The organism is Enterobacter sp. CGMCC 5087 (genome assembly GCF_003144775.1).
Classification (GTDB): domain Bacteria; phylum Pseudomonadota; class Gammaproteobacteria; order Enterobacterales; family Enterobacteriaceae; genus Enterobacter; species Enterobacter cloacae_M.
Window position 1 is genome coordinate 1 of the sequence record NZ_QFXN01000214.1, and the last position, 18,779, is coordinate 18,779.

Sequence of the window (18,779 nt, forward strand, 5' to 3'; positions counted from 1 at the left end):
ATGCGGAGCGCATCTTACTGCTGAGGTGCGCCCCCGTCAATCCCTTATTTTCAAAAAGCCATTCAACTGGCGATATTCTCGCCAGGGCAGCTACTGCGCGGCTTTTACGCTGTTATCAGGGAGTTTACACCAGTTGTTGTTTTCGTTAATCCCACCGTTCGGTGAGGTATAACCGAGACAACCCATAATGGTGTCGTACAGCTCAACGTGGCGACGCGGCACCTTCATCTCCGCCTCTTTTTTCAGCTGAGCAAACATCTTCGCCTTCTCCGGATTTTCAAGATACTTATCCGACATCCACATGATCATCGGCACGCGGAACTGTTCCGGCGGTGCCAGCTTGCGCGGCGTACCGTGCAGATGCTCTTTCTCATTGATGGATTCACCGTGATCTGCCGCGTAAATCACAATCGCTTTTTTATCGCGCAGCTGGTCGATCACCCGGCTCAGGAAGGTATCCACGTACAGCACCGAGTTGTCGTAGGCGTTGATCAGCTCCTGCTTGCTGCAGTCTTTATTAATGCCCACGCACTCAGGCTGCCACTTCGCGAAATCACGCGTGTAGCGCTGGTAGTAGCTGTAATGCGACCCTTTGGTATGCAGAATAACCAGATGCTTGCCCTGCGGATGGTTCTTGAGGGATTGCGACATCTCTTCCAGCAGCAGCATGTCGTCGACGTTTTTGCCGCGGTTACGCGGCTCGGCGCCAATCTGCTCGCGGTACGCGATGTTATCTGCCAGCGTGTTGGTGTAGAACCACATCTCACTTTGCATGGCGAACAGGTCTGAGCTAAATCCAAGCTGCTTCAGCACGGCAAACACGTTCTGCTCTTTCAGCGTGCGTTGCGGGTTATCGCTTGCACCGCCTTCACGCACAAACATGCAGCGCAGCGAGAGCTTCGTTGCAGTATCGCAGGAGTAGCCACGGTAAGCCACCAGGTTCTTTTCCTGCGCCAGCTTTGGCGTGGTGTCCCGGTTATAGCCGAGAATGCCCATATGATCCCAGCGCGTCGTTTCGCCGATGACGAAGACGACGTACGTATCATCAATCCCGTCGGCTGGCGGCTGGTAGGTGAATTGTTTCGTTGGATTGATCAGCGACTTCACATCACTGGATTCGTCCGCCTGCGCCCAGGCATACAGACCTAACGCTGACAGCCAGTTGGACGGCAAATACGAGTTTGCCACCACGCCGCCATAGCTTGGCATATCCACGCCCGTCGCTTTTTCAACGCGTTTTTGCTGCGTTTCCATCAGGCGGATTGGCGCCCACACCAGCAGACCGGCCAGCAGGACGACGACGATATTGCGGATCCGCTGTCCACGGGTGCGCAGCTGGCGTAACAGCGTATAGCGGCACGTATTGCTCCAGATAAAGAACAGCGGTATCAGGCAGGCTAAAACCGTCCAGACGATAAAGCCTTTCCCTACCACCTCTTTCGAGAGGTCGATATCCGTGGTCATCACCGAAGCAACGATACCGTACCCAATGACCACGTTCATAAAGGTCATGTAATAGCTTGCGGCGGCGGAAATAATCACCACCAGCGAGGCCAAAATTTGCCAGGTACGTCGGCCAAAAAGGGACAGCAGGCGTAAGAGGAAGAAGGTGGCGAGGACGGAGCCGAATACTTCAATGGCGGCAAAAATACTATTACTTACGGTAAGGTTTTCAAAATAACCTTCCACTCTTCTGAACAGTACCGCGCCATTCAGAAATAATCCGATATAGACAGCCAGCATCAGACACAATCTTTGCTGGGTAAGAGACCTAATGTATTTCATGCAAACAACCCTGGGGGAAGGGGTATAAAGACCCGTCGAATCTCAAAGAGAAAGCGGACAGAGTAAGTAAATGCGTAAGGAAGCGTTATGAGAAACGTCTACAAGCGCGGTAAGTAGACCACAGCGGGAGAGAAAAGTGGCAGCAGAGAGTGTGATCGGTGTAAATTTTTACAAAATATCGAGACGGGAAGCGTCTCGCATAAAGAAAAAAGAGGCCACGGAGGCCTCTTTCATACCGCTTACGCATGCGCTTCCTTGAATACTTCGCGCTGCGGCTGGCGAATCGTGGTCGAGAGCGCCAGCGAGATAATCAGCAGGGCAAATATTACGCAGAAGGTCACGTAGAACCCGCCGAACAGGGAGGCAATCAGCGAGCCGCAGATACTGCCGATCCCGAAGCCAAGATAGATAACGCCGTAGTTTTTCGCCAGATTGTTCAGGCCAAAGAACTCGCTCACCAGTGACGGGAAGACGGTAATGGTGCCGCCGAAGTTAAAGGCCACGCAGGCAATCGCCGCAAAGAAGGTGGCTTCATTCAGCGGAGCGAACAGCAGCGCCGCCATACCGACCAGCGAAACCACCTGCCCAATCGTAATCACACGGATGCGGGCAATTTTGTCAGACAGAATGCCGAGCACCAGACGACCGGAGAGGTTGGCTATGGAGATGACCGTCACCGCATTCGCCGCCGTAGCCGCATCCAGCTTCACCATCCCCTGCGCGATATCCTTCGCCACGCCGATAACATACAGACCGCTCATGCAGGCAGTCAGGAACATCACCGCCAGCATCCAGTACTGCGGCTTACGCATTGACTGCGCGAGAGTGAAGTCGTTCTCCACCACGCCGTTAACGGATTTGACCTCCTGCTGCGGCGCATCGGTCATCAGCGTGGCGCCGAACAGAATCATCACCAGCACGATTGCGCCCCAGATCATAAAGGTGTTTTCGAGGCCAACGGACGCCAGCAGATGGGAGTCGATAAATTTGAACCCGAGGCTGCCCAGGCCATAAGAGCCGATGGCGAACGCGGAGATGAGGCCTTTACGCTCCGGGAACCACTTCACGCAGTTCGACAGGGTCAGCAGGTAACCTGCGCCATCGGCCAGACCCACCAGCACGCCGGCGCTCAGCCACAGCATCATCAGGCTGCTGGAATGCGCCGTCAGGAAAAAGCCCAACCCCAGCAGAATGCCGGACGCCATGGTCACACGCTTCACGCCAAAACGCTCCTGCAGCTTGCCCGCGACGGAAGACGAAATCGCCAGACCCAGGCTCAGCAGACCAAAGGAGAACGCAACCTGGCTGACCGGCGCGCCGAGTTTGTCGGAAAGCGCGCTGTTAAACAGGCTCCAGGTATAGACCGACCCCAGCGCAAACTGGGTGACGATGGTGCCAAAGAGCGTAAGCCAGCGCGTGCGGTTATAAGTTGATGTGTTCATGGCAGTTGTCCTGCAAGAGAAATTAAGGAAGTTCGCTGAGGACAACGATAAACAAAACCTTAATACGCCTGGGGTAAAACGGCATGAAATGCAGGCGGAACGGAATGAAATGCCTGGAATCGGGAATGAATGGCCTGGCCCGGGAATAAAGCGACAGCATGTTAGTACCCGCTATCGCTGTAAAGCCCGTGGTTGTTGTATTCGAGATGTTATCGCAACGTTTAAAAAAGTAACAATTCTAGAAATTTGCGCTAACGCCGAGGGTGTATAAAAACTCCTCACCGGTGGTGGTGTGCTCCCCCTGAGCCAGCGACGCATAGGCCGCCATGTGCGTATTAAAAGGAATATCCGTTCCCACGGTGACGTCCATCCAGCTACCGTTTTGGGCAGGGGCTGGCGTTTGCGGCATGCCAAACTGCGATTTCCACTGGTTTTCACCAAACTGCTGGTTATAGCTAATCTGCGCCCACGGACGAAGATCGCCGTACTGGGTATTCACGCGCCACCCCAGCGTGCTGACGCTGGCATGCCAGAGCGGGTCGGTGATTGCCTGCGTCGACGCGCTATCACCAAACTCGTTGATCATCATGGGAGCCGTGCCGTCGTACCGCCACGCCACTACCGGACCGGTGGTGATACGCGCTGAAACCGGAAAATTCCAGCCCACGCTCATCGCCCCCTCCGTCGTGCTGCCAGACGGTATATTCAGGGCAAGACCCGGCGCGTTTTGCGAAGACTGAATACGTTCAGCAAGAATATCCTCATAACGCGGTTGGTGATCCGCGTCCCATGTATAGCGTTCCGCCGTATTATTTTGGGCGTCTGAAACGATATATTCCTGTTGCCAGGCAGACGCGGTATTACAAAAAAACAGGCAGGCTGAAATTCCCACCAGGCCAGAAGCAGCATGGCGACCACTGATTTTTTTTATCATCATCAACGCGACCCCAGAGAGAGCCGAATTCGGCGATATTTGTCGTTATTCAGGAAGAGCTTATAGCCCTGTATTAACTATTGTCTTTATAGTAAACACGTCAAGCCAGTCAGAAAGAAAATTTTGCGAAATCAGTATCAATAAGGGAGATGACGGATGGAACGTTGCGGTTGGGTGAGCCAGGATCAGCTTTATATCGACTATCACGATCGGGAATGGGGCGTGCCGGAAACGGATGGCAAAAAACTCTTTGAGATGATCTGCCTGGAGGGCCAGCAGGCTGGGTTGTCATGGATTACGGTACTGAAGAAACGCGAAAACTACCGTAACGCCTTCCACCAGTTCGATCCTGTCGCCGTCGCCGCGATGACCGATGAAGATGTGGAACGCCTGGTGCAGGACGCCGGTATCATCCGTCATCGCGGTAAGATCCAGGCCATCATCGGCAACGCTCGTGCTTACCTGGCGATGGAACAAAACGGCGAATCGTTCTCAGATTTTGTCTGGACGTTTGTGAACAACGATCCGCAGGTCACCCAGGCCGCCACGCTCGCGGAAATCCCGGCCTCTACCCCGGCCTCGGATGCCCTCTCGAAGGCCCTGAAAAAACGCGGCTTTAAGTTTGTCGGCTCCACCATCTGCTACGCCTTTATGCAGGCCTGTGGCCTGGTCAACGACCACGTTACCGGCTGCTTCTGTCATCCGGGAGGCCATCATGATCCGCAAATGGCAAAGTGAGAATACCGCGCCGCTTTTGAGCCTATGGCTTGAAAGCACCACGGAAGCGCATCCGTTTATCGAGCCGGGTTACTGGAAAGAGAACGAGGCCATGGTGCGGGACGTTTACCTTCCGTCGGCGGAAACCTGGGTCTGGGAACAGGATGGCGAGCCATACGGATTTATCAGCGTGATGCAGTCTCAGTTTGTCGGCGCGCTGTTTGTCACACCATCATGCATAGGGAAAGGCATCGGGCGCGCGCTGCTGAACCATGTTCAACAGCGCTTCCCGCATTTAACGCTGGAGGTATATCAAAAAAATGTGCGGGCGGTGAATTTCTACCATGCTCAGGGCTTTCGCATTGAAGACAGCGCCTGGCAGGATGACACTCAGCACCCGACGTGGATCATGAGCTGGCAGGCGGATCAAACGCCGTTAAGGTAAGCTCGGGTCCCTGATATTTCTCTACCCAGGCCAGCGCCGTGTTCCCTGCACAACCATTCCCCAGCTTCGAGCTGGGGAGATCTTTGGTCAGCACGTTAACCGCCCCGTTTTTACAGATCCCTCCCTCGGCGGGCTCAAGGTCGGGCCAGGCGCCCTGATGAATGCAGATCACGCCCGGTTTAATCCCGTCGCTCACCACCGCCCCTGCCAGCACCTGCCCGCGCGAGTTCCAGACGCGCACCACGTCGCCGTCCGCGATCCCGCGGGCTTTCGCATCAAGGGTATTCAGCGTGATCGGCTCTCGCCCGGCGACCGCATACTGCTCGCGCAGGGAGGTATAGTTAAGCTGGCTGTGCAGGCGGTGCGCGGGATGCGCAGATAACACCTGCAGCTGATCCGGTCGGGCGTTGCCGTGCCATTCGTCCGGTTCGAGCCACATAGGATGCGGCGGGCAGTCAGCATAGCCAAAGCTGGCAATGCGCTCGCTGTAGATCACAATCTTTCCGCTCTCGGTTTTCAGCGGATGGTTCTCCGGATCGCGTCGAAAATCAGCGAAACGGACAAACTGCGCGTTCTGCTCGCTCTCCGGCATTTCAACAATCTGGTTCGCCTCCCAAAACTCAGCGAATGGCGGAAGCGTCACGCCCTGCGCCGCGCCGCGCTGCCCGGCAATCTGGTAGAAGGTCTCCAGCCATTGCAGATCGCTTTTCCCTTCGGTAAAACGCTCGCGACCGCCCGCTTCCCATAGTTCGCTCAGTTCAGCAAACACGTCAAAATCATCACGTGCTTCATCTCGCGGGGCCACTACGCGCTTCATCGGGACCATATGCTGGTTGCTGTAGTCACCGGTCATGGTGAGATCGTTACGCTCAAACGAGGTAGTCGCTGGCAGCACAATATCTGCATGCTTAGCCGAACCGGTCCAGAAGCACTCGGAAATCACCACCAGCTCCGGCTTTTGCCAGGCGCGGATCAGGCGGTTGGTATCCTGATGGTGCGTGAAGTTCGATCCGCCCGCCCACCAGACAAATTTAATGTCCGGGAAGTGGCGGTCCAGACCGTTGTGCTGATAAAAACCGCCGGGGTTTTCCAGGGCTTCAACAATACGCGCCACCGGGATTTTATCCACGGCGTCCACGCCGCCCTGCACCGAGCCTTGCAGAGACGCCAGCACCGCCGCTTTACGCGTCGGGTTACCGCCGTTAGCAAAGTGATAGGAGAGACCACAACCGCCGCCCGGCGTGCCGATCTGCCCAAGCATCGCGGCAAGCGTTACCAGCATCCAGTGTTTTTGCTCGCCAAACTGCTGACGCTGCATTCCCCAGCCGGACATTAACATCGTGGTATTTTTATAGAACAACGCCGCCAGTTCGCGGAGTTTTTCCGCCGGAACGCCGCAAATCTCTGCTGCCCACTCTGCCGTTTTAGCAACCCCGTCGGTTTTGCCCGTCAGGTAGTCGGCGAATTTATCGAAGCCGGTGGTACAGCGCGTCAGGAATTCAACATCGTGCCAGCCGTTTTCGACCAGCGTATGGGCAATCCCCAACATCATCGCCACGTCGGTGCCCATATGGGGGGCAATCCACTCTGCGCTGTCACCGAAGAAATCCATGGTTTCAGAGCGCATCGGGTCAATGCAGATGATGCGCTTGCCGCTTTTGCGCAGCGCGTCGAAATACCCGATGCCCTGCTCGTCGCTGGCGTTCCAGGCAATTTTCAGCGTGTTGAGGGGGTTAGCGCTCCAGAGCACCACCACGTCGGTATGTACCAGCACCAGCGGCCAGCTGGTCTGCTGCTGGTACACTTCGTTCCCCCCCACGACGTACGGCATGATCGCCTGCGCCGCGCCGGTGGAGTAATCCCCCAGATGGCCGGTATAGCCTCCCGCCAGGCTCATGTAACGCTGCAGCAGCGTCGAGGCCTTGTGCAGCACGCCGTTAGAACGCCAGCCGTACGACCCGGCGAAAATGGACGACGGGCCGTAGCTGTCGCGAATGCGTTTGTGCTGGGCGTGGATCAGCGCCAGCGCGTCATCCCAGCTCACGCGAACAAACTCATCCTGACCGCGAATCCCCTGTGGCTTATCCGGCGAGGCCAGAAAACCTTTACGCACCATCGGCCAGCGCACGCGCGTTTTGCTGTGTACCTGATCGCGAACGACGGTCTGTAACGAGTTGGGATGTTGGGTTGGCAGTGCCCCGCGGGACGACAGAACATTTTCGCCATCGGTTTCGACCAGCATCGGCCCCCAGTGGGCGGCGGTCAGAATGGTTTTCGTTGAGGTGCTCAAGCGTGCGCTCCTGGTTGCGTGCAGGTTTACGGCCTTCTTTCTGAGGCAGTTTATGGTTTGTCACAAATTTCAGAGTTATACCCGGAATTTTCTCCGTATCTGGACGTCATAATCAACTGCCACGCTCGCCGTGGCAAAGAATAAAAAGGATTAAGGAAAGAAGATGAAAAAACGCGTACTCGTTATTGCCGCTCTGGTGAGCGGTGCCCTGGCTGTTTCTGGCTGCACAACCAACCCTTACACCGGTGAGCGTGAAGCGGGTAAATCCGGCATTGGCGCGGGCATCGGCTCGCTGGTCGGCGCAGGCGTTGGGGCGCTCTCCTCCTCCAAGAAAGACCGCGGTAAAGGCGCGCTGATTGGCGCAGCGGCGGGCGCGGCACTGGGTGGCGGCGTAGGCTATTACATGGACGTGCAGGAAGCGAAGCTGCGCGACAAAATGAAGGGAACCGGCGTGAGCGTGACGCGCAGCGGCGATAACATCATCCTGAATATGCCGAACAACGTGACCTTCGACAGTAGCAGCGCAACGCTGAAACCAGCAGGCGCAAACACCCTGACCGGCGTGGCGATGGTGCTGAAAGAGTACAATAAAACCGCCGTTAACGTGATGGGCTATACCGACAGCACCGGCAGCCAGGATCTGAACATGCGTCTGTCCCAGCAGCGTGCCGATTCCGTGGCCAGCTCGCTGATTACCCAGGGTGTTGAAGCGAACCGTATCCGCACCAGCGGCATGGGCCCTGCCAACCCTATCGCCAGCAACAGCACGGCGGAAGGCAAAGCGCAGAACCGCCGCGTTGAGATTACGTTAAGCCCAATTCAGTAGGTAAAAGCAAAACGGCAACGCTCGTTGCCGTTTTTAGTGGTTGCACCCTCTCCCGTGGGAGAGGGCTGGGGTGAGGGCACCAGACCGCAACCTCCGGTAAGCGCAGCGCCACCGGGCAAATTACTTGATTCGTCTGATTTTCCCGCTAAGGTATTCTCACTAAATTCAGGGAAATCAGCGATGAGCAAACCAGCCCGGGCCACCATCAGCGACGTGGCGAAAGCCGCCAAAACCGGTAAAACCAGCATTTCGCGCTACCTAAACGGCGAGAAACACCTGCTGTCCGACGCATTGCTGGCGCGTATTGAACAGGCCATTGCCGATCTCGACTACCGTCCCAGCCTCATGGCGCGCGGGCTCAAACGCGGCCGCACCCGCCTTATCGGGCTTATCATCGCCGATATCACCAACCCCTATTCCGTTAACGTCCTCAGCGGTATTGAAGCCGCCTGTCGCGAGAAGGGGTTCACGCCGCTGGTCTGTAATACCAACAACGAAGTTGACCAGGAGCTGCATTACCTCGATCTGCTGCGCAGCTATCAGGTCGAAGGGATTGTGGTGAACGCGGTGGGCATGCGGGAAGAGGGTTTAAACCGCCTGCAGCAGTCCTCTCTGCCTATGGTCCTCATCGACCGTAAAATCCCGGAATTTGCCTGCGATGTGGTCGGTCTGGATAACACCCAGGCAGCCACTACCGCCACCGAACATCTGATCGAACAGGGCTTCGAGGCCATTCTGTTTCTGAGTGAACCGTTAGGGATGGTCAATACCCGTCGCGAGCGCCTGAGCGCATTTCGCACCACGCTGGAGCGATATCCCGGCGTGATCGCCGAAAATGCCGAAACGCCGCTTCACGAAGCTGGCCAGCTCGATAACACCCTGCGCCAGTTCCACACGCGCCATCGCGGCATGCGCAAAGCCGTTATCTCCGCCAACGGGGCGCTTACGCTTCAGGTCGCCCGCTCGCTCAAGCGCATTGGCCTGCACTGGGGCAGCGATATCGGTCTGCTGGGGTTTGATGAACTGGAGTGGGCGGAGCTGGCGGGCGTCGGCATTACTACCCTTAAACAACCCACCTGGCAGATTGGCTATGCTGCTGTTGAACAAGTAGTTCGTCGCATTGAAGGCACCAGCGATGCCGTTCGCGAGCAGGTCTTCTCCGGCGAGCTGATCGTTCGCGGCTCCACGGCGCGTTAATTTTCCCTTGTGATACCGATCATAAATTCAACATCCTGACCTTTTCTTTGGAACCGGTTCCATCTAGCGTAATAGTATTGATATGTTGCGATGGAGTCCGAAGATGGGCAGGAAAATTATGGTGGTCACCGCCGCGTACGGTGCGGAACAGGTGCGACAGGCGGGCGGTCAGCGGGCAATGCTTCCCGTGATTGCAGGCGCAGGGGCAGACGGCGTGGAGATCCGCCGGGAATTGTTCAACAGCGAAGAGCTGCTGGCGCTGCCTGCGCTGGGAGAATCCATTGAGCTGCTCGGCCTGCTGGCGTGCTACTCCGCCCCCGCCGCCCTGTTTATGCCTGACGGCACCCTCAACCCGGACCTGACCCGCTATCTCTCTGAGGCCAGCACCCTGAACGCCCTGTGGCTGAAGGTTTCCCTGGGCCATTTCCGCGACGCGCAGCCTCTCGACGCCCTGCGTATCCTGCTGAACGCAAGCGGCATGGCGCTGGTCGTGGAGAACGATCAGACCGACTGCGGACAGCTCGCGCCGATGCAGCGCTTCCAGACCGCCTGCCGGGAAATGGCCTTACCCGTCACGCTGACCTTCGATATGGGCAACTGGCTGTGGGTTGGCGATTCTCCTGAAGAGGCCGCGCGTCATCTGGCCCCTGCGGTGAGCTATATCCACGTGAAAGCCGTCGTGCCGCACAAAGATAACTTCCGCGCCGTGGCGCCGGACCACGCCGATGCGCGCTGGCTGGATCTGCTCGGCCAGCTGCCTGCCGATGCCCCGCGCGGTATCGAGTTCCCGCTGGAAGGGACGGATTTAACCGCCGTTACCCGCCATTACGTCAACCTGCTGCGCGAGGAGTAAACCATGCACAAGACGCTGGATGTCATCACGATTGGCGAAGCCATGGCAATGTTTGTCGCCACTGAAACGGGCGAACTGAGCGCGGTAGAGCACTTTATCAAACGCGTGGCGGGCGCAGAGCTGAACGTCGCAACCGGCCTGGCGCGTCTCGGCCTGAACGTGGGCTGGGTCAGCCGCGTGGGGGATGACAGCTTTGGCCATTTCGTTCTCGATTCGCTGAAAAAAGAGGGTATTGATGCCGCCGGCGTCACTCTCGACGGACGCTTCCCGACCGGCTTTCAGCTTAAATCTAAGGTCGAAAATGGAACCGATCCCATCGTGGAGTATTTCCGTAAGGGATCGGCCGCAAGCCACCTCTCAGTGGCGGATTACCACGCCGACTATTTCGCCTCCGCGCGCCATCTGCACCTGAGCGGCGTGGCGGCAGCGCTGTCCGCCAGCTCGTATGAGCTGCTGGATCACGCGGCAGCCACTCTGAAAGCCCAGGGAAAAACAATCTCTTTCGATCCGAACCTGCGTCCGGTGCTGTGGAAAAGCGAAGCGGAAATGGTCGAGAAGCTTAACCGTCTGGCGTTCCAGGCGGACTGGGTTCTGCCGGGCCTGAAAGAAGGGATGATCCTGACCGGAGAAAGCACGCCGGAAGGCATTGCCGATTTCTACCTGAATAAAGGGGTAAAAGCGGTGGTGCTGAAGACCGGTGCCGATGGCGCATGGTTCAAGACGGCTGACGGCCAACAGGGCGCGGTCGCGGCGGTGAAGGTTGAGAACGTTGTCGACACCGTCGGCGCGGGCGACGGTTTTGCCGTGGGCGTGATTAGCGCCCTGCTGGAAGGCAAAACGCTGCCGCAGGCCGTGGCGCGGGGCAACAAGATTGGCTCGCTGGCCATTCAGGTGCAGGGCGACAGCGAAGGATTACCCACGCGAGCAGAGCTCGGCGTTTAACTTCCCTCTCCCTGTGGGAGAGGACCAGGGTGAGGGCAGCAAGCCGCACCAAATAATTAAGCCACCGTGTACCCTACAGACAACGGCGGTAACAACCTCAACAACAGAGGCAAGCCTATGAACAGTTCGACCAATGCAGTAAAACGCTGGTGGTACATCATGCCAATCGTGTTTATCACGTACAGCCTGGCGTACCTTGACCGTGCCAACTTCAGCTTCGCGTCCGCGGCGGGGATCACAGAGGACCTTGGGATCACCAAAGGTATCTCCTCCCTGCTGGGTGCCCTTTTCTTCCTGGGCTACTTCTTCTTCCAGATCCCCGGCGCGATTTATGCGGAACGCCGCAGCGTGCGTAAGCTGATCTTCGTCTGTCTGATCCTGTGGGGCGCCTGCGCGTCACTGACCGGCGTGGTGAACAATATTCCTGCCCTGGCCGCCATTCGCTTTATCCTCGGCGTCGTTGAGGCGGCGGTCATGCCGGCAATGCTGATCTACATCAGCAACTGGTTTACCAAATCTGAACGCTCGCGCGCGAATACCTTCCTGATCCTCGGTAACCCGGTCACGGTACTGTGGATGTCGGTGGTGTCTGGCTACCTGATCCAGTCCTTCGGCTGGCGCGAGATGTTTATCATCGAAGGGGTTCCGGCAGTGATCTGGGCATTCTGCTGGTGGGTGCTGGTGAAGGATAAACCTGCCCAGGCGAAATGGCTTTCCGAAGACGAAAAAGCGGCGCTGCAGGCGCAGCTGGATAAAGAACAGCAAGGTCTGAAGGCGGTACGCAACTACGGTGAAGCCTTCCGCTCGCGCAACGTGATCCTGCTCTGCGCGCAGTATTTTACCTGGAGCATTGGCGTGTACGGTTTTGTGCTGTGGCTGCCGTCGATTATCCGCAGCGGCGGCGAGAACCTCGGCATGGTAGAAGTGGGCTGGCTCTCTTCCGTACCGTATCTGGCCGCGACCATCGCCATGATCGTCGTCTCCTGGGCGTCGGACAAGCTGCAGAACCGAAAATTGTTTGTCTGGCCGCTGCTGCTGATCGCTGCTTTTGCCTTTATCGGCTCGTGGGCCGTGGGTGCAAATCACTTCTGGGCCTCTTATACCCTGCTGGTGGTCGCCGGTGCCGCCATGTATGCCCCGTATGGTCCATTCTTTGCCATCATCCCGGAAATGCTGCCGCGTAACGTCGCGGGTGGCGCGATGGCGCTGATTAACAGCATGGGTGCGCTGGGGTCGTTCTGCGGCTCATGGTTCGTCGGCTACCTGAACGGTGCCACCGGCAGCCCGTCCGCATCGTACATCTTTATGGGGGTGGCGCTTTTCGCCTCCGTGTGGCTTACTCTGATTGTTAAGCCTGCTAATAATCAACAACACCCTGTCGGCGCACGCCACGCCTGAATCCTTAAAAATCAACGGAGATTAGCATGAAGCCGTCCGTCATTTTGTACAAAGCGCTGCCGGAAGATCTGCAGAAACGCCTTGAAGAACACTTCACCGTCACGCAGGTGAAGAACCTGAGCCCGGAAACCGTGGCGCAGCACGCCGAAGCGTTCGCCAGCGCCGAAGGCCTGCTGGGTTCAAGCGAGAAAGTGGATGCCGCCCTGCTGGAGAAAATGCCGAAGCTTCGTGCTACCTCTACCGTTTCCGTGGGTTACGACAATTTCGATGTGGATGCCCTTAACGCCCGCAAGATCCTGCTGATGCATACGCCACATGCCCTGACGGAAACCGTGGCCGATACGCTGATGGCGCTGGTACTCACCACGGCACGTCGCGTGGTGGAAGTAGCCGAGCGCGTCAAAGCGGGCGAATGGACAAAAAGCATTGGACCGGACTGGTTCGGCGTGGACGTTAACGGCAAAACGCTGGGCATTGTTGGCATGGGGCGCATTGGGCTAGCACTGGCGCAGCGCGCGCATTTTGGTTTTAACATGCCGATTCTGTATAACGCGCGTCGCCATCACAGTGAAGCCGATGAACGCTTCAACGCCCGCTACTGCGAGCTGGATACCCTGCTGGAGGAAGCCGACTTTGTTTGTCTGGTTCTGCCGCTGACGGACGAAACGCGTCATCTGATTGGCAAATCCGCATTTGAAAAAATGAAGAAATCCGCCATTTTCATCAACGCGGGTCGCGGCCCGGTGGTGGATGAGAAGGCGCTGATTGAAGCTCTGCAGAACGGTGAGATCCATGCCGCAGGTCTGGACGTATTTGAACAGGAACCGCTGCCGGTGGATTCCCCGCTGCTGGCAATGCCAAACGTCGTCGCCCTGCCCCACATCGGCTCAGCCACCCATGAGACGCGCTACAACATGGCGGCCACTGCGGTCGATAACCTTATCGCCGCCCTAAGCGGAAAGGTGGAGATAAACTGCGTGAACCCGCAGGTGCAACGATAGAAACGAAAAAACCCGCCAGAAGGCGGGTTTTTGAATTTTGTGCTACTGGGTTGGAAGCTTACAGGCTTACAACGTTACCAGCTGCTGGGCCTTTAGCGCCACTTTCGATGGTGAAGGAAACTTTCTGACCTTCGTCCAGAGATTTGTAGCCATCGTTCTGGATAGCAGAGAAGTGTACGAACACGTCTTTAGAGCCATCGTCAGGAGTGATGAAGCCGAAACCTTTATCAGCGTTGAACCATTTTACCAGACCAGTCATTTTAGCAGACATAGAAATTACCTTATTAACAAATATATTGAGCCTTCCGGCTTGATGGATTGCGTTACAGATTTTTAAGCGATGAAGGAAGGGTCACAACGAAGGGTATCTATGGATAACAATCTGGACTGCTTTACTAAACTGCTTTAGGTCTGTGTAACAAACCGACGGGGATAGTTATACCGATGTGGTAGAAGAATGACAAGCGTTATTTTCCATAAGCATAAAAAACCCCGCCGGAAGCGGGGTTTTTTCGGTTTATTCTGTGGCCGTGACGGCGGCACTCCAGGCCTGGCTAAAGGCCTGATGCTGGGAGGCCAGCGGCCCAATCAGCGTATTGTACTGGCTTGCCTGCTGCGAGGTCGGGAACTGAATGCCGTTGGCAACGAAGCTCACCTGAGTATCCTGCTGGGCAATAAAGTCGCCCACCTGAACCAGCTGCTGCGTGAAGATTTGCGCGGCCGGAATCAGCGGTTGCAGCGCTTCAGACGGTTTCGTCACCACTTTCTCGTACACTTTGTCGAAGACAGGTTTGAGATCGTCACCCTGCTTCAGCGCAGAACGTGACGCATCAGCCTGCATTTTCGCATTCTGCAACTGCTGGCTCAGCACGCCAAGCGCACCGTTGGACTGGCGAAGCGGTTCACGCTGCGTCATATAATCCTGCGGAACGCGAATGGCGTTCACGCTATCCACTACCGGGCGGATACCGGAATCCATCGCCTGGCTCACCTGCTGTGAATAACCATAAAGAATGGCGTAATCGGACACGAAGGGGCCAAACTGTTTTTTCTGATCCGCAGTCAGCGTCGGCAACCGCTCGCCGCTGCGCATCACTGTATTCTGCAGAAAATCGATAAACGCTTTGCGCTGATCGCCTTCTTTATCAAAACACCCACTCAGGCTAACAACCATCAACAACGCCGCAATAGGCGCAAACCAGCGAGAGCAGGACTTTCCTGTCGCCATTTTATTACTCCTTTCACCCAAAAAAGCGCACACCGGCACACGCGTGCCCGACGCTGACAAGGATAGTCCAGGTCAGCCTTGCAAGATACTCTTTTCATGCAAAACGGCTATTGCCGATTTATTTCTTACCATTTACAAAAAAATACCTGCCGAAGCCGACATATGAGTAATCAGGTAATTAGCATAACTATCCATATCGCTGAATCGGGTAAAGCGATCGTTATCGCACGATTAATCACACCCGTGACGATCCTGGGTTCGTATTAGGGACTATTCTTAACTGGCTCTCTGATGTTCTTGATCACGATGTGAGATTTAAGAGGAGTCCTCAATGGAATATAAAGATCCTGAGTTTGAGCTGCTGAGCAGTCTGGAACAGATCATTTTTAAAGACGTACCGCAGACGATTACCCTGCAACAAAAATCCAATCCCTTTACAGAATATGAGCAATTGCGCAAAGGGACAGGACTGAAAACCGAAGAATTCGCCAGAGCGATGGGTGTCAGCGTGGCTATGGTGCAGGAGTGGGAGTCAAAACGTGAGAAACCCACCCCAACCGAGTTAAGGCTGATGCGCCTGATTCAGGCCAACCCTGCACTCAGCAAACAGATAGCGTAGTGAAGATTGAATGCCCCCGCCTCTGCGGGGGCTTGTGTTTTAAAGGCTCTCGCAACGCCAGCCCACCTCTTCCCATACCCACTCATGCGTTAACGTTAAGCCTCTTAAAAAAGCCTCGTCGTGTGATACCACCAGCAGAGCTCCAGGGAAACCGGCCAGCGCCGCTTCAATGGCCTGGACCGAGGCCAAATCCAGATGGTTGGTCGGTTCATCCAGCAGCAGAAGCTGCGTGGCCTCCGCGCGCCAAAGCACGCAGGCCAGGGCGGCCTTAAGACGCTCTCCGCCGCTCAGCTCCGCCAGCGGAAGCGTAACTTTGTCGGCACCCAGTTGAAGCTGTGCCAGACGGGTTCGCAATACCCCCTCGTCCAGAGGCGTATGACTCAGGTTGAGATGCGTCATGACCGACTGCGAAAGATCGAGCCGGGTAAGATGCTGGTCGAGATAAGCACAGCTGACTGAAACCCTACAGGTACCCGAACGGGGAGTAATCTCGCCGAGGAGGATTTTTAACAGCGTCGATTTGCCGCAGCCGTTCGGTCCCTTTAACGCCACGCGCATCGGTCCGTCCATTCGCAAGTTGAGCGGAGGAACAGGCACATGCGGCAGCACCAGTTCCTCCAGCACCAGCACCTGCTTCCCCTCCGGGATCTGACTCCCCGGCAGGGTGAACATTACCGGGTTATCTTCCTCAACGCGTTCACGCGCCTTATTTACCGCGGCGTTCAGGGCTTCATTTTGCTCGCTGTGCTGTTTTTTCCAGGAGCCGATCCGCTCCTTTGCCGCGCCTTTATATTTGACCCGCTCGAACGACGCGATATTCAGGGTATCGACGGTGCGCAATGTCTTTGCCGAACGCCGCTGGCTATCGTCATGCTCTTTTTGCATGCGTACCCGGGTGCGTTTGCGCTCGGTTGCCGCATGTTCCAGCGCCGCGCGGGCCGCCTGCTGTTCGGCATCGCGCTGGGTTTGATAATCCGCATAATTCCCGCCGTAGCTGCGCAGATCCGAGGCGCTCAGCTCAAGGATACGCGGCACCTGCTCCAGAAGTTCGCGGTCATGGGAGGCTACCAGCACGCCGCCCTGAAAACGGTGGAGCTGGTCGTAGAACCACGCCCGGCCCTGTCGGTCCAGATGGTTAGTGGGCTCGTCCAGCAGCATGAAATCCGCCTCAGCCGTAAACGCCCCGCACAGCAGGGCGCGAATGCGCTCGCCGCCGCTGAGTTCGCCGGCGGGTTTATCCGGATCAAACGGTGGGAGCTGCGCATTGATAAACGCCTCGCTCAGGCGCTCGGCAACATCCCAGTGGCCGTCGAGCATGTCCAGATCGTCAGGCTGGTAATCGCCGCTGTCGATGCGCTTACGCGCCGCAAAAATCGCGTCATACCCGAGCAGTTCAGCAAGCGTCGTCTGCGGCGAAATGAGGTGCTGCTGCGCCACCCAGGCATGCGAGCCAAAGCGTTCAATATGACCGGAAGCCGGTTCATCCAGCCCCGCCAGCAGACGCAGCAGACGCGTTTTCCCGCTGCCGTTGCGGCCAACCAGCGCGCACAGGGAGGGTTCGAGCGTGAGATTCAGCGGACCAAAAAGGGTATCGCCCGTCGGAAACTGACAGGTGACCTGATGCAAAATAAAAGAAGGGGACTGCGCAAAATGAGCCATAAGCACTCCTGAATGAAATCAAAACATCCCCTGCCGACGCGGTGGCGTTTAGCAAGGATCGAAATTCATCAGTCGTGTTTGTTCATTTTTGGGGGGCGCTCCAGCGCGAGAAAGTTAACACGTTAAGGATAGCGGTAATGCGTTGACGGTTTCAAGGTTAAATTTTGGTCGAATTGTACTCCCTCTCCCTTTGGGCTGAGGGATCCCCACCAAATATTGTCTGCACTGACGGCCCCTCTCCCTTGAGGGAGAGGGCTGGGGTGTGGGGAAGCATACGGCTCTGGTAGTCATTCCGTTCACTTTATGTTCCTTGCTACTCTGTAAAGACAATACCCGTGAACGTGCCAGGGTGGCTCAGTCGCCACCACCCTGGCTACCCGGGCTCCCGGCGGTAAATCGCCGCTACGCGGTACCTTCGGCTTATTCCTTCCGGCTTATCGGGGACGGGCGGAGGTAACATCCATGTAAAGCCCGCCCTCTCGGCGCATCCATGCGCCTCGCCCCGGCCTGCAGGAAACGCCTCAGCGATTTACAGCCGGACCATAGCGTCGCTGTAAGACCTCTGCCCGCAGTATGCTTTTCATTGCGGTAATTTTGCGAGTCTCTTTCCAGAAATGGTAATATCCTCAGTTGCATAGCTCAAATCTATTGCCGCCTGTTTTGATGAGCAGTAAGTTCTCTTTGCACCTGCAAAATCAGGTGCCGGGTTTAGCATCCTGGCTTATCTTATCGGCGGCACATTATGTGCAGCATGCTTTGCTACATCTCAATGGTGGGCTGAGCAGGGGCATCGAAAGATGCGCCGGTATCCGATAAGGCCGGTAATGCTAACTCTGTTCAGTCCACCACCAGCGAAGTTAGCATTTCCGGTGGTGGAAGCTTTATCACTTATCGGAGGCTGCCAATATGGCTACTACCCCAACCCAAGCTCATTCTTTATTCACCCTGCCCTTCAACCACGCCACCGACTTCACCGAACTGGCGGATAACTGCGAACGTTTTACCGACGCACTGGTAGATTGCGAAGAACCCGCCCCAAAAATGGCGCTTTACGGCAGACTTTATGCCTGTCTGAATCTTCTGCAACCCACGCTTCTGGAACCTGTTCCGGACGCTTTAAAAGCCAGCCTGACCGTGAAGGAACTCCCGTCACGCGTTCCGGCTTTCGAACCCGAATGCGATCAGCTGGGGCGCTACTGTCAGGAGCTTACGCAGATGCTGATGAACGGCTCACTGCCGCGACAATCTGAAATCGTTATGGAAGATTTGCTGTGCGAGCTGGTCAGCTACTTTGCCGATACGCTGAAGGCACCGCGCTGGCTGCAGACAGACGAAGGCACAATCGCGATCGGCTAAACCTGCCGGATGGCGCTGCGCTCATCCGGCCTACAAAAGACCCATAAAAAAACCCGCCGAAGCGGGTTTTTAGCATTTGTAACAGCG

Annotated in this window: 17 protein-coding genes and 1 pseudogene; 11 read left to right on the plus strand and 7 right to left on the minus strand. The window is 56.5% G+C overall.

Annotation, left to right across the window (positions count from 1 at the left end):
• Positions 1–90: 90 nt before the first annotated feature.
• The 3 genes from eptB to DEO48_RS17620 all read right to left on the minus strand — a co-directional run bounded on the left by eptB (position 91) and on the right by DEO48_RS17620 (position 4,164).
• Positions 91–1,785, minus strand: coding sequence for a kdo(2)-lipid A phosphoethanolamine 7''-transferase (gene eptB, locus DEO48_RS17610; protein ID WP_109845844.1), 1,695 nt, complete (start codon positions 1,783–1,785; stop codon positions 91–93).
• A 239-nt stretch (positions 1,786–2,024) separates the two neighbouring features.
• Positions 2,025–3,227: an MFS transporter gene (locus tag DEO48_RS17615; protein ID WP_109845845.1), complete on the minus strand. Its 1,203-nt coding sequence runs from the start codon at positions 3,225–3,227 to the stop codon at positions 2,025–2,027.
• A gap of 238 nt (positions 3,228–3,465) precedes the next feature.
• The gene (locus DEO48_RS17620) at positions 3,466–4,164 is read right to left on the minus strand and encodes an autotransporter domain-containing protein (RefSeq protein ID WP_109845846.1); all 699 of its coding nucleotides are present in this window, start codon (positions 4,162–4,164) and stop codon (positions 3,466–3,468) included.
• A 153-nt stretch (positions 4,165–4,317) separates the two neighbouring features.
• On the opposite strand from DEO48_RS17620, the gene tag reads away from it, so the two are divergent.
• Together tag and DEO48_RS17630 are read left to right on the plus strand one after the other, a co-directional pair.
• Positions 4,318–4,899 carry a DNA-3-methyladenine glycosylase I gene (gene tag / locus DEO48_RS17625; protein ID WP_024909083.1) on the plus strand — a complete coding sequence of 194 codons (582 nt, stop codon included), beginning with the start codon at positions 4,318–4,320 and terminating at the stop codon, positions 4,897–4,899.
• The gene (locus tag DEO48_RS17630) at positions 4,877–5,323 is read left to right on the plus strand and encodes an N-acetyltransferase (protein WP_063442047.1); all 447 of its coding nucleotides are present in this window, start codon (positions 4,877–4,879) and stop codon (positions 5,321–5,323) included. The genes tag and DEO48_RS17630 overlap by 23 nt, the downstream gene beginning before the upstream one ends.
• On the opposite strand, the gene DEO48_RS17635 is transcribed toward DEO48_RS17630, so the two are convergent.
• Entirely contained in the window at positions 5,286–7,565 is a 2,280-nt protein-coding gene (locus DEO48_RS17635) for a molybdopterin guanine dinucleotide-containing S/N-oxide reductase (protein WP_258306117.1), read from the minus strand. The two genes, DEO48_RS17630 and DEO48_RS17635, sit on opposite strands and share 38 nt — an antisense overlap.
• 211 nt (positions 7,566–7,776) lie before the next feature.
• Here DEO48_RS17635 and DEO48_RS17640 point away from each other — a divergent pair, with 211 nt between their 5' ends.
• The 6 genes from DEO48_RS17640 (at position 7,777) to ghrB (ending at position 13,830) form a co-directional block, all read left to right on the plus strand.
• A complete protein-coding gene (locus tag DEO48_RS17640) occupies positions 7,777–8,439 on the plus strand; it encodes an OmpA family lipoprotein (protein ID WP_109845848.1) in 663 nt (220 codons plus the stop codon).
• 180 nt (positions 8,440–8,619) lie between these two features.
• Positions 8,620–9,636 carry a LacI family DNA-binding transcriptional regulator gene (locus DEO48_RS17645; protein WP_109845849.1) on the plus strand — a complete coding sequence of 339 codons (1,017 nt, stop codon included), beginning with the start codon at positions 8,620–8,622 and terminating at the stop codon, positions 9,634–9,636.
• Between the two features lie 103 nt (positions 9,637–9,739).
• Complete coding sequence (locus tag DEO48_RS17650; protein ID WP_109845850.1) at positions 9,740–10,489, plus strand: sugar phosphate isomerase/epimerase; 750 nt, start codon at positions 9,740–9,742, stop codon at positions 10,487–10,489.
• Between the two features lie 3 nt (positions 10,490–10,492).
• Positions 10,493–11,431, plus strand: a complete 939-nt coding sequence (locus DEO48_RS17655; protein WP_109845851.1) for a sugar kinase — start codon at positions 10,493–10,495, stop codon at positions 11,429–11,431.
• 117 nt (positions 11,432–11,548) lie between these two features.
• A complete protein-coding gene (locus DEO48_RS17660) occupies positions 11,549–12,829 on the plus strand; it encodes an MFS transporter (protein WP_023309951.1) in 1,281 nt (426 codons plus the stop codon).
• A gap of 26 nt (positions 12,830–12,855) precedes the next feature.
• Positions 12,856–13,830, plus strand: coding sequence for a glyoxylate/hydroxypyruvate reductase GhrB (gene ghrB, locus DEO48_RS17665; RefSeq protein ID WP_109845852.1), 975 nt, complete (start codon positions 12,856–12,858; stop codon positions 13,828–13,830).
• Between the two features lie 58 nt (positions 13,831–13,888).
• Here the strand turns inward: ghrB and cspA are convergent, their stop codons facing one another.
• Entirely contained in the window at positions 13,889–14,101 is a 213-nt protein-coding gene (gene cspA, locus DEO48_RS17670) for an RNA chaperone/antiterminator CspA (protein WP_003860775.1), read from the minus strand.
• Positions 14,102–14,347: 246 nt separating this feature from the next.
• A complete protein-coding gene (locus DEO48_RS17675) occupies positions 14,348–15,058 on the minus strand; it encodes a DUF3053 domain-containing protein (RefSeq protein ID WP_023309949.1) in 711 nt (236 codons plus the stop codon).
• A 331-nt stretch (positions 15,059–15,389) separates the two neighbouring features.
• Between DEO48_RS17675 and DEO48_RS17680 the strand changes: the two genes are divergently transcribed.
• The gene (locus tag DEO48_RS17680; RefSeq protein WP_008502755.1) at positions 15,390–15,677 is read left to right on the plus strand and encodes an HTH-type transcriptional regulator; all 288 of its coding nucleotides are present in this window, start codon (positions 15,390–15,392) and stop codon (positions 15,675–15,677) included.
• 39 nt (positions 15,678–15,716) lie between these two features.
• Here DEO48_RS17680 and DEO48_RS17685 read toward each other — a convergent pair whose 3' ends face one another.
• A complete protein-coding gene (locus DEO48_RS17685; protein ID WP_109845853.1) occupies positions 15,717–17,336 on the minus strand; it encodes an ABC-F family ATP-binding cassette domain-containing protein in 1,620 nt (539 codons plus the stop codon).
• 838 nt (positions 17,337–18,174) lie between these two features.
• Here DEO48_RS17685 and DEO48_RS27345 point away from each other — a divergent pair.
• Positions 18,175–18,354 (plus strand): annotated as a pseudogene (locus DEO48_RS27345) (hypothetical protein); the annotation flags it as partial.
• Entirely contained in the window at positions 18,315–18,692 is a 378-nt protein-coding gene (locus DEO48_RS17690) for a hypothetical protein (RefSeq protein WP_301538619.1), read from the plus strand. The pseudogene DEO48_RS27345 and the gene DEO48_RS17690, both read left to right, overlap by 40 nt.
• The last annotated feature ends 87 nt before the right edge of the window (positions 18,693–18,779 follow it).